The sequence below is a fragment of the Bradyrhizobium sp. CSS354 genome, from assembly GCF_029051725.1.
GTDB lineage: Bacteria > Pseudomonadota > Alphaproteobacteria > Rhizobiales > Xanthobacteraceae > Bradyrhizobium.
The window spans coordinates 109,070-120,030 of the sequence record NZ_JAACFU010000021.1; the positions used below are offsets into that span (position 1 = coordinate 109,070).

At 57.7% G+C, this 10,961-nt stretch carries 8 protein-coding genes and 2 pseudogenes; 2 read left to right on the top strand and 8 right to left on the bottom strand.

The features are described 5' to 3' along the window. Positions 1 to 9: 9 nt before the first annotated feature. Positions 10 to 4,797, bottom strand: coding sequence for a hypothetical protein (locus GWG67_RS33340; RefSeq protein WP_275173734.1), 4,788 nt, complete (start codon positions 4,795 to 4,797; stop codon positions 10 to 12). Further along, a complete protein-coding gene (locus tag GWG67_RS33345) occupies positions 4,794 to 6,749 on the bottom strand; it encodes a CHAT domain-containing protein (protein ID WP_275173735.1) in 1,956 nt (651 codons plus the stop codon). The genes GWG67_RS33340 and GWG67_RS33345 overlap by 4 nt, the downstream gene beginning before the upstream one ends. Before the next feature lie 125 nt (positions 6,750 to 6,874). Between GWG67_RS33345 and GWG67_RS33350 the strand changes: the two genes are divergently transcribed. Further along, complete coding sequence (locus tag GWG67_RS33350) at positions 6,875 to 7,330, top strand: hypothetical protein (RefSeq protein WP_275173736.1); 456 nt, start codon at positions 6,875 to 6,877, stop codon at positions 7,328 to 7,330. Here GWG67_RS33350 and GWG67_RS33355 read toward each other — a convergent pair. The 4 genes and pseudogenes from GWG67_RS33355 to GWG67_RS33370 form a co-directional block, all read right to left on the bottom strand. Beyond that, positions 7,317 to 7,480 (bottom strand): annotated as a pseudogene (locus GWG67_RS33355) (IS3 family transposase); the annotation flags it as partial. The gene GWG67_RS33350 and the pseudogene GWG67_RS33355 overlap by 14 nt on opposite strands. A 591-nt stretch (positions 7,481 to 8,071) precedes the next feature. Then, positions 8,072 to 8,271, bottom strand: a pseudogene (locus tag GWG67_RS33360) (IS5/IS1182 family transposase); the annotation flags it as partial. 250 nt (positions 8,272 to 8,521) lie between these two features. Further along, positions 8,522 to 8,926 (bottom strand): hypothetical protein, encoded by a 405-nt coding sequence (locus GWG67_RS33365; protein ID WP_275173737.1) that lies wholly within the window; start codon positions 8,924 to 8,926, stop codon positions 8,522 to 8,524. 18 nt (positions 8,927 to 8,944) lie between these two features. After that, a complete protein-coding gene (locus GWG67_RS33370; RefSeq protein ID WP_275173738.1) occupies positions 8,945 to 9,145 on the bottom strand; it encodes a hypothetical protein in 201 nt (66 codons plus the stop codon). Positions 9,146 to 9,601: 456 nt separating this feature from the next. Between GWG67_RS33370 and GWG67_RS33375 the strand changes: the two genes are divergently transcribed. Beyond that, positions 9,602 to 9,877, top strand: a complete 276-nt coding sequence (locus GWG67_RS33375; RefSeq protein ID WP_275173739.1) for a DUF5334 family protein — start codon at positions 9,602 to 9,604, stop codon at positions 9,875 to 9,877. On the opposite strand, the gene GWG67_RS33380 is transcribed toward GWG67_RS33375, so the two are convergent. Further along, positions 9,874 to 10,323 carry an SAM-dependent methyltransferase gene (locus GWG67_RS33380; RefSeq protein ID WP_275173740.1) on the bottom strand — a complete coding sequence of 150 codons (450 nt, stop codon included), beginning with the start codon at positions 10,321 to 10,323 and terminating at the stop codon, positions 9,874 to 9,876. The two genes, GWG67_RS33375 and GWG67_RS33380, sit on opposite strands and share 4 nt — an antisense overlap. A 179-nt stretch (positions 10,324 to 10,502) precedes the next feature. Then, positions 10,503 to 10,961: hypothetical protein (locus GWG67_RS33385; RefSeq protein ID WP_275173748.1), on the bottom strand; the 459-nt coding region annotated here is incomplete at its 5' end.

Below are 10,961 nucleotides of genomic sequence, written 5' to 3' on the forward strand. Positions count from 1 at the left end.
CCGGCGGCCTCACTCAGTACGCAAGAAAAGAGCGGTTGCCGGTAGCCCCAGCATCTCTTCGAGCCCGGAAATATTCTTCGGAAACAACTCTGATTTTCTAAGCCTACGCATGACGTCCAGCTCATTTCTTGCGTTTCGCAACGACTCGAGCAATCCATCCTGTTGATCCGGCCCCCTCGACGTCAAGCTCGTCGCCAGCACGCCAGAAACGTTGCCCGCGTTCACAAGAGCTTGCGCCAGCTGGTTCCTGGCAAATATCTGATCAAGCGCCCGCGAAAGCCCGTGACTTATTGGCGCGTGCAAGACGACGAACGGTCGCGATCTGGATTTCCACCTAAGCTGCAGATCACGACCCAGCATTTCACCCGTCATTCCCCCGGGAAGGCAGGGTTCCGGTAGCGATGGTGAGTCTTCAATATCGGTCATGATATAGATAATGTCTGCCGCGGCAGAAACATCGCCGCCAAACAAATGACTGGCAAGCAGCCGCTCATCCAATACACTGATCTGCGAAATCAGCTCTGATGAGGGTGTGTAAGGAATAGGATATTTGGCGATTGTTGGTTGCGACCAAGACCGCTGGTCTAGATGAGAGAGAAGTTGCGCCAGACGGCGCGATTTCTCAGGGTGCCGGATTTCTTCCGCCAAAGGTCCTTCAGCGCGACCGTTGCCGATGCGGATCGGCACGAGCGATCCCGGGATGCTCAGTTCCCACGGTACCGCAACGAGCGGTGCGCCGGCGAGTGCAAGCAACAAGACATCGTCAATTTTTGCTTGCTGCAGCAACCCGGCAAAGGGCTCCTGCATCTCTTCAAATGGACCGGGCCACGTAGCCACGAAATGCCGACCCAAGCGCCTCGGGGTACGTTCTCGGGTGTATCGGGAGATATAGCTTAGCGATTCATTTTCATGGGTCGAGAGAAGTTGGCGGGCATGTCCCGCTGCCTCAATCGAAATTCGCTCGGCATCAACGGAGAGAAGTACACAGCGGAAGTCCGCCAGCGTCGACGCATTTCCTTCGATTACGCCCTTGAAGCCTTCATGATCGGCCGATTGCGGCCTTGCCGCGTCCTCGAATGCAGTTTGCGCGGCGCGGTGGCGTTCCGCGAGAACCGGATGGAGGGAATTCGTGCTTAGCACCTCGCCGGCGGCAGTCAGACATTGCTCCGCCAAGTTCCGTTCCGATCGACGTAGGGCGCGCTCCGCATTTTCCACCACTGCCGCCACGTAAAGCGCCGGTTCAGAGGCAAGCCCGTTCCAGAACTCAAGCGGCTGAGCCGGCGCCTCAGGGTCGCCGAGACAGCGTTGCCGGTAGATAGCCAGTTCGGCGGCCCCCGCGCCGGGCCCGACTTTGATGTTGGCAAAAGCCGCACTGGCTCTCTTGTGATCTCCCATTGCGATAAGAGTTCGGCCGTAGCGAACCCAATCCATCATTTCGGTTTGCTCGCCAAGCGTTGATCCCAACCTGTTCCGCAGCTCCCATCGCTTGAACCAGCCAATTCGCCATGGATTGACTTGTCCAAGAAGGACCGGAGGCTCCATGAGCCGAAGCCGCCTTGCCGCATCGATTGTGCCTAGCAATTCAATGAATCGGTTGTTCAGAACCGCAGGCAGAAGCATTCCCCAAGTGACGCCTGCAATCGTAGCCCGAAGCCGCGTGGACACCGAATGCCGGTCGGAAAGCTGTTCGTTAATGATTTTTTCGCACGCTGCCGCGTTGCCGCGGGTCTGAAATGCCCGGATTAGTTCCACTTCGGTTGCCGCTGCGATCGGCGATGACGACGGGCTGGCCGGTTCCGTCGCAAGTCCCGCTTCGAACAACCGGAACGCCAAGTCATCGCCGCGGACCTCATTCAGTAATGCCTGGGTTTCGTTCTTCAAAACCGCCTGCGTCGCATCGGCAAAAGCAGCTGCCGCGTCGTCAATTCGTAGTAGCTGTCCTAGGGCTCGCCCCCGCAGCTGATGAAACCGGAAATGCGTTCTGTCCGCGATGCTCTCAATCTGCGCAAGCGCCGCCCATGCGTCGCGGCGGAGCAAGGAGATCTCTATGCTGAGGAACAGCAACTCCTGACTTGGTCGGGTGGTCGCGATGATTGCCGGGGCCATCTCCTCTTCAGCGTCTCGCAACCGGCTGCTTTCAACAAGCAACCCGACCAGGCTGAGGTGGATGCGCTCAAAGTGTTTTCGGTTGGGCAGCGCCTTCCGGCTGCTCCGTCGCAGATAGTCCTCGGCGCGTCGATACAACCCTCGCTTTTTGTACGCATAGGCCACTCGTTCTGTAATCGCCCACTCTGGAATGCGTGTAGACCGAACGCGTCCGTCGGCGAGTCCGAAGATCGCCGCCCCTATCGTAAACGCCAGTGTCGAGAGCTTGCCTTGCCCATACATTTCCGCCAGCAGCAGACAATAGCGGGCCCTGCTCTCGCCTGATTTTATCACTAGCCACAGGTCTGCCAATATACCCAAGTCGCTTGGAAAATTACGATCGAGAAAATCACGCCACTTAAAGGCAAATGCGGGTAACTCAACGTCGGAATCCCGGTTCAGCTCAAAAGCTTTTTCCAGATTTCTGCGAATATCCTCGCGCCGCCCATCTCGCGGCAAATAGTCGAAATTTGCATCAACGGCGATCGCGTCTGCGATCTCGTAATGGGCGCGCGCGAGTGCCGCCGGTGGCGCGCCGGAAAAATCTCCATCGGGTTTGATGATTTCTCGGAGGATCTCCAGGCGGTCGGCGGCATCGTCCGGCGATGGGCGCTCATCCAAGGCCTTCACCAACACCGCGTGAACGTCGTCCTCACCGAGCTGGACCCGATGGTAAAACTCCGCGAGTGTTAGTTCAACCCATCGATCCGGATTCTCCGACTTCAGCTTTACGAAATGATTCACTGCCTCGCGATGAATCCGGCTGAAGATCGGCTGCTGCTTGAGCAATCGTCGCATCGGCTGGACGACATCCGGATGTAGTGTCGCAGTATTGGGATCCTTGCTCTGCAGCGAGATCCAGCTATGATCGCTCGCATATCGTGACAAACGCTCCCACAGATGCTCTGGATCGAGCATTGTATCCGCGTTCTTCAGCCACGCCTCTCGTTCCTTGGGCGATGGTATGTCCTCCTTCGCTTCCTCTATCTTTCCACTCAGGGCGTCGATCAGTAACGGGTAAAGGACGTCTTGCAGAAACGACCGCGTTAGCCGGCGGGGGACGGCTCCGTACCTCAATACCCAGCGCAGGCCGAGCTCATCCGCCACCGGGATGCGCTCGATGACACGTTTGATGAGATAGGCCACGTCGACGTCAGGCCCGTACTCTTTCAGTTGTTCTGCCGTCATTCCCGGATTCTTGCTGACGGTCTCGCAAAGCATAAACAGTTTGAACGGGTTGCCCGCGGCGGCAGCAACCATTATGTCTATCAGCTTGCCGCCCACGTTCGGCAACTGGTTGCGAATGAAGGCGATGGCCTCGAAAGGAGCCAGCGGCTCAAGACGAACGAAACTGGTTTGCGTCTTTAATCTGTCGTCGTACTGATAGAAATGGCCCTTTTTATCCGGATATCGTGGGTCATTTTCAAGGGATGGCGCGTAACGACCTGACAAGATCAGCCGCAACTGCGGCAGTGCGGCACGAAGATCCTCGAAGCGCTCCAATACCTTCCGGAATTCGGCGGGCCAGTGCAGTGAAGCCTCTTCGATCGTATCGATGAAGACCACCAGCGGACGATCCCGTGGCAATTCCATGCAGCGGCTGATAAATCCGTCCCAACGAAAAAACTGCTCGGACGCGAGAGCTCTCAGGTTGTAGCGCTGAACATCGGTGAGGGTTTGGCCGCGATTGGTTTCGCGCCGATAGAGCAACGGACTGAATGATCTTACGTCCGACAAAAAGCCTTCACCTTCGGAAAACATCCGCATGGTGAGCTGCTCGTCGAGTTCCTCAGCGATTTCAATCGCGACGAGCCAGGGCGTTTTGGCGATCTCCGACACTTGAACGTCGTCGAGGTCGATGCGCGCAACGAAAGGAAATGGATGCTTTTTAAGCAAGTCACGTGCGATCATGTGCTGCACGAACATAGTCTTGCCCATACCACCCGGCGCCGAGAGATAAAGAATCCATTTGGAGCCGTCACTCTCGATCAGTCTTTTGAATTCGGCCTCAAGAACGCGGCGGGGAAAATAGCCAACAGTTCGGTGGAATTCCCGCAGGAACCAAGCTCGGCCACGATATCGTGCGACGATCGCAGCAAACTCGGGTTGAAGAGACGGTTCGATTTTCGTCAAATTTGCCTCAACCTGTTGCGTCAGCGCATGGCACAGGGTGAGGTCGTCGCGATCATTTGCCTTTTCGAACTCGGCCTTTAGGAGACGCAAGGCCTTGGTTACGTCGAAGCGCAATAGCAAGGCCAGCCGCTCGGCCGGATCCTCGTTGTTTTTCTCGAGCCACGCCACAAACTCCCTTGCCCATCGCACGTATTCTTCGGGATGATCGCTCCAATAAGAGCGTGCGTAATTCTGGACAGCTTCGCGGATCCAGAATTTTCCATCCGCCCTCGGTACGCGTTGCACGTCCGGGCTCTTAATCAAATCGTCGAATGCAGGCAAGCCGCTATCGGACTGCCCGCACACGGTCTCGTACATCGGGCAATCAAACGCACGCGTGATACTCAGAATGCGGAGCGCTCGGTCCTCCCCACTCTCTCGTGGCGACAGAATTTGATCTCGCAGCGCTGCATTATCCTTGAGTAATTCCTCAAGGCGTTGCCGCTGCTCGCTATCAAGATTCAGCTGGTAGAGGTTCATGGAACCACCTCCTTTTCGACCAACTGGCCCCAGAGCCGAAATTCGGACGCGTCCCACGGCTCGTTTTTGATGCGGATGAGCGCGACTTGACGGATCGTGTCGAGATCGGGCTTGCGGTAGAAACGGCAAAGTTCCTGGAACAACATCGGCACGTCATTCTGATTAAACAGTTGAAGTTCGATAGGCTCTCCAGGAAGTCTAGCGAGCTCGTATTGTTCAAACAGGTCCTGCCGCAACGCGATGATAAGGCGCAAATTTTTGATTGAGCCTTGCGCGATCTTCATCCAAAGCGGCAACAAGATGGTCGTGAATTCTTTGGCCGGCAAAGTCTCTACTGCTGCCGCTTCCCGCTGGAATTCGTCCAAGACGATTGTGAGCTCCTGTTCCCTCGTGACTTGTCGTAGGCCTCGTTCAAAGGCATCCATAATGCGTTCGACTGAACTGTTCGCGTCGCGCTCGGCAACAAATTCCTTGAAAGCGTCGCCATCCAGCGCAGCGTGCACTTCCGACCCAACTTGCGTAGTATCGGCGTCCACGATCGCGGACAGGACGTCGAGATAATTGACAGAAATAGTCCTGCCGCCACAGACCTCGACATATTTTACGCGGTGGCCGATTTGGATCGCATCGCGCAACGTTCGCATCACAAGCCAGGATTTTCCGCCGTTATGCGGTCCTTTAATGACGAGGCAGTTCGAGGTCCGCAACCATTCAAGGGCCTTCCATCGCTGGTCCGCCCAACCTAGTCCGACAAACGGTGCTGGTAGACGATCGCTTCGCATGAAGCGCTTGAGCACGGCGCAACGGTGCAGGACCGCGATCGGATCGTGTTGTTGCGTAGGCTCGGGAAATAGCTCTTCGGGTGGAATCGAAACGCATAAGACAGGGAGACCCCAATCGCGCGATTCCCAACCCGCTCCGTTGCTCCGTTGGCCTATCTGAACGCGCGCCTTCATTAACGCTACGTCGACTGTCTTGCGGGCAAGTAACTCCTGATAGAAGATTTGCGAAAGCTCTGACGTCACCGCTTGTTGAATCGGTGCCTGCGCAGCGACCACGGCCGGAATGCCGCTTGTCATCAGCATTTCAAGAAGAGAATAAAGACTGCCGGACGGCTGCGCACTGTCACACGCGTTCAGTACCACCAGGCGCGGTTTGTGCACCCTATCGAAAAAAAACTGGTAGATTCCGGCGGTATCCCACCACCATGCCTGGCCGATTCCAGGCGTATTAATTTTTAATGCCGGCCTCCCTGTCGTGGGAGACAGTTCTCCATGGCCGGTGAAGTGGACAATTTCCGGATTGAGCCTATCGAACACTGCACCCAGCGCCGGGAGCGACGGGGTCTGCAGCAACTCCGCATGGGCGAATATTTCTGAGCGCTGAAACTCTCGCAATACCGCGCCCGCGTCGTCTCCAGGGAAACCTCCGATTTTCCAGTCGATCGCCTCACCGGTAATGACGATGGTATTAAGTTGGCGGGGCAGCGGACCGGGTGCCGAACCTCCGCCGGTCAGAACCCGCAGCATCGGTTTCTGCCTGTCGGCGAAATAGCGGTAGATAGCGCCGCCTTGCTTTTTTTCTGCTAGATACTCCCATGGCAGGTCAGCTAACAGTTGGGTGCCGCCTTGCCGGAGCGCATCGGACGGTCTGACGACCTCAAGATAGGTTCGCGTCTCGGCAACCCGCTTCTCTTCCCATCGGGCAAGAACAGAAGCATCCAGCAGAGAGCGAAGCTCGTGTCCGAAATCCTCAAATAGGCCGATTTGGGCTCCGACGGCGAATGCCATCTGCTGCTCGCGATCCGTCCAGCCCTGCTCGCGCACCTTGCCGAGTGGAAAATCGTTCGCAATGATCGGTTCATGCCCCTGCGGGGGGAAGGCAACGTCGAACAGCGCAACCCGACCGTTCTGCTCGTCCAATTGTTCCACGCGAAGCCACAGCGACTGCATGTGTTCGAATCCTGAAACGCAGCATCAAAGGCTCTATTTTAGAGGATCATGAAGGCAAAAGGTCAACCACTGATTTTAATATACACTTAGTTGGTGGAGCACGTTCCAGCGAATGAAGGAGCGCAATGACTTCCCGCAGCTTGTCGGTGCGTTCGACCGTGGAAGCGCCCCGACTGTTTGCGCCGCGGAAGGGGACGATCTGGCTGCTGGCGGCGATCCTTTCCTTGATCTTGGCCGCGTCGACGCGGATCAAGCTTCCTGTCCTTGTTCCGCGGGCCATGGGAGCCGATGACGTAGAAATAGCCGTCAGCATAAGCGACGCCTTCGCCATCGAGTTCAAGCGGTTTCTTCTTGGAGGTTTCGTGAATATGCCGGACCGCATCGCCCGCGACGATCTTTCCGTCCTTCACCGTGACGAATTGCGCTTCCTGGAGATTGTCGTCAATGACGCGACACTCGCGCGCGAAGCCCTGGGTGGCCGAGCAGGCAATGCCGCTGACGTCTTTGGATTTCTTCCCGTCCTTGCCGAGCAGCCGGTGTTGCACCCACTGACCCTGCCCCCAGGTTTTATCCAGTTCTGAGTTCGTCCTTGCCGCTGGATTTGCCCTGCTGGGCGATGGGAGCGACGGGAGCTGCCGCGGAGCCTTCGGCATAGCGCAGCGCCAGATTCCGGCGCGGGTGGCAGGTCATCGCGAACTCGGGGACGGGGTTCTCCATCCGAGCTGCGAGTGCGACGACGGCATACGCCGCAAATTCGGGGCCAGTCATGTTCGGCCCACGATCTGGGCCGTTCGGAAGCTGCAAGCTTATTCTGGCCGAACGCTCGAGTGAGAACACGTCGTCACGAGCAGCAAGGTTCGACTGCATTGCCAATCCTGTCCCAAAGTCGGCTCAGACACTCCGCGAGGAGTGCCGATAGCCATCGTAACACCAGCCGCCAGAACAACGGCTGTCAGTGCGAACAATCGAGAGGTCGTCCAGTTAAGGTTCATGGCGCTTCCTCCAGTTGGAGCGCGCACGCTATGCTTGGCGATGCCTGCCGCTTTGTGAACTACTTCACACAATGCCCATCACACCACCGTGCAGGAGGCCCGAGAGGGTGAACCGGCCGAAGGTGCCAAGTCTTGCAACGCAGCAAAAAGCCGGCCACAGAGGATGATTCTGAGGCCGGAAGTTCTACGCGTCCGCTCCGAGACACTGCCCGGAGCTGGAGACGAACGCCCCCCGATTGCCGGTTGTTCCCAGTTCGCAAATACACCGGAGGAACGCCTAGCTGCCGGATCGTTTGCCGCCGATCCCAAGAGCGATGTCACGGCGGCTTAACCGTAGATGTAAAGCTTCAGGAGCACCGAAGGATGGTACAGCCGTCCGGTCGCCGCCGGGTCCACCCCATCGAAGCCCATTTCCGCCAAATCGAGCGCATCGACAAACACGTCGATCACGCGACCGGGTTGCCTTCGTCAATGAAATCATCGAGGCATTCGGGCAGCAGCGTCGATTGCCCACGATCCGCCTCTTCGATGAAGCGGCCTCATCAATTCTCTCCCGAGAATCATCGAGAGAATTATAGCAGCGCAATGGCGTTTTCACCCAGCCAGGGTCAAAAGCGTCGGTCTAGCGCTCGGCTGCAAACGTCCCATCTGCCCGTCTGAACCGACGTGTCGCGGCACCGCTTCAATGGCAGCGAAGGCCAAGAACTGACAACTTGCATCGAAGAGATCGAGAAGGTGTGCTTCGTTCCTCTAGTGTTGGGCTGAAGCCCGCAAGGCTTCTCACGAAGCCTTCGCCGTGGCTCGTTCACGGGCGGTGCGTCGACGCTGGCGACGTTCGCGCCGGCGCCCGTTCATCTGGGTGGGAAGCCCTAGCGGCATCGAGGAACGTGGCGGCGCCGCCGAAGCCTCTTCGGCCGCCGGCTCGGGATCACGCGGAAGAGCTTCCATGAGTGCGAGCAACGCCCGCCCGGCCTCGGTAATGCGCCACCCGCCGTTCAGACGCTCCATGAGCGCCTGCGAGAAGATGTCCAAGTCCGGCACGCGCGCGGCCAGTCGCTTGGTCCGATCCGCCCAGTCGCGGCCGCTGGTCGCCAGGATCGCCATGTCGCGCTTGAGGTCCGCCATCACAGCGAAGCCGTCGGGATAGCTTACCAGGATCTTCAGCACGGTGACCTGGAAGTTCACCTGACCGCCCTCTTCCGCCTAACGCCACATCGTCGGCGCGTCGGACAGAGTCTGGCGCCCGATCGACTTGAGCTGGTCCGCAGATCTGGCGCCCCTGGTCACGGCTTCCAGAATTTTCGAGGCCACATGGGTACGGGTATCGGTCTCGGTCCGCGAAACGTTTTTGCAGACCTCGTCCAGCACCGCGGGCAAAAGGGCGGTCGTAGCAGGATCGAGCATGGGAGACCCCCATAGAAAATTCAGCGCATCACGCCGACATCATGAGTGCTGCGAAATATTGCGGATTCTACCTCCTCGCTAAGGCTTGGCAATAGGGAGAGTGCCCGCTTGATTGACCATGGCAGATCGCTCTCGGCTCGCTTTTGTGCGATGTGCCTGCTGCCAGGACGCCTACTGTTTTTATTTTTGCCAGCTAACGACGCGTCCGCTTGTTGGTATTCTTGTTGGTATCGGCAGCAAGCAACGACGAAAACTATTTCAAGTTCAAACGGTTACGGCATTAGACAACTGACGACCAGGGGAGGCGCACAGCATTGAGTCACTTATCATCAGGCTCATTCAATCCTTGGCAACCTATATGAGTTCGTCGCGGGTGACCGCCGGCCTGCGAAGGCAAAGGTCACACGTTCGAATCGTGTCGGGGTGCGCCAGTAAAATCAAGCACTTAGTTGTTTTATGTTCTTCTTCCTTTCCGGTCAGGTAGTAACCGCGTCCATTACTTGCACTCAAGCATTCGCATGGGACGGCACCCACGCGACCACCGGCTCGAGCATCGAAATCGAACGAGGCCAACTTATTCGATCCGGTCGAACGATCGAGGTGCACGACAGCGAGCGGGGCTATAAGGAGTACGATGTGGACAGCGTTCGGCGGTACGGCCGATCTGTCGAGATCGAGGCCACGGATACCGAGACTGGAGAAAGCACCACTCTCGAAATGGACGGAGACTAGTTTTTGTAGTCTTCCGGCCGCTCAAGGGCTTTTCTACAGGGTGGCACCCACGCCAATCGTGGAGGGTGCTTGGCCCTTTTCTCCCAAACAAGCCAGGCATAGCCTGTGGCGGTGGAAGCCTTTCGGTCGAGCCTGCCCTTTACCATCGGAACGCGCTCAGTAAATTGGGCGAACTTGGTCGGCGGTGTTTGCTCGAAAATCTCACGGTAACGCCCTACGCTTTCAATAAAGACGGTCCGCGCCAGGATGGCCACACCATGTCGGGCCCCGATCAGCGCTCGCTTGATGAAATCCTCTGCAAGCCTGAACGGAGGATTGGTGATGACCCAATCAACAGAGCCCGCCTCAAAGGGAGCGGCTAGGAAGTCGGCAACAGAGCCATAGCCGTAGGCGTGGACGTCTGACGCCTTCACCTTCCCGAAGTACTCCTTGAGCGGCTTCGCCATGTGTCCCGCCCCGCACGCCGGCTCCAAACAACTCAGCTTCCGAAAGGGACCCGCATCGGCAATCACATGCTCAAGGAGGGCTCTTGTGGCCCATGGTGGCGTCGGGAAGTTGTCGAGACTATCTGCGGCCTCAACCCGCTGAGCCATCACGGCATGCGACCTATTTTGCATTTCGCCCCTCAGATCCGCTCCAGCAGCTCATGCAGCTTTTGGCGGAAGTAAGCATTCGCGGTTTCAACCAGATCGTACACGGCGAAGCCAAAGTGATCGTTAAGCTCAGCCCCGATCAATGAGTACGGGCGCGGCAGCGACCGAATCCCATAGTAGAAGATAACACGCGCTTCGTGCGGAATCCGAGGCAAAGCGGCCACCGATTCCGACGGAAGGCGGCCACCGATTCCGATCGAAAGCGGCCACCCGATCCGAACGAAGGCGGCCACCCTGTTGATAGGGTGAGACGGGGGGCGTTGTCGGCAATCTGAACGGGGCAAGGTCCCTCCTTTTGCGGTTGACGCAATGGGAGGTCCGATGCCCGCCGAGAGATTGCCGATGCGGAAGATTCGAGAAGTTCTACGCCTGAAGTATGCCTGTGGGGTGAGCGATCGGGTGATCTCCCGATCGGTCGGGATCGGTCGCAC

Excerpts from the sequence above, each read along its gene's own strand:
- GWG67_RS33340 (WP_275173734.1), bottom strand. The coding sequence starts at position 4,797 with ATGAACCTCTACCAGCTGAATCTTGATAGCGAGCAGCGGCAACGCCTT.
- GWG67_RS33345 (WP_275173735.1), bottom strand. The coding sequence starts at position 6,749 with ATGCAGTCGCTGTGGCTTCGCGTGGAACAATTGGACGAGCAGAACGGT.
- GWG67_RS33380 (WP_275173740.1), bottom strand. The coding sequence starts at position 10,323 with ATGGCGAAGCCGCTCAAGGAGTACTTCGGGAAGGTGAAGGCGTCAGAC.
- GWG67_RS33370 (WP_275173738.1), bottom strand. The coding sequence starts at position 9,145 with ATGCTCGATCCTGCTACGACCGCCCTTTTGCCCGCGGTGCTGGACGAG.
- GWG67_RS33350 (WP_275173736.1), top strand. The coding sequence starts at position 6,875 with ATGACTTCCCGCAGCTTGTCGGTGCGTTCGACCGTGGAAGCGCCCCGA.
- GWG67_RS33375 (WP_275173739.1), top strand. The coding sequence starts at position 9,602 with ATGTTCTTCTTCCTTTCCGGTCAGGTAGTAACCGCGTCCATTACTTGC.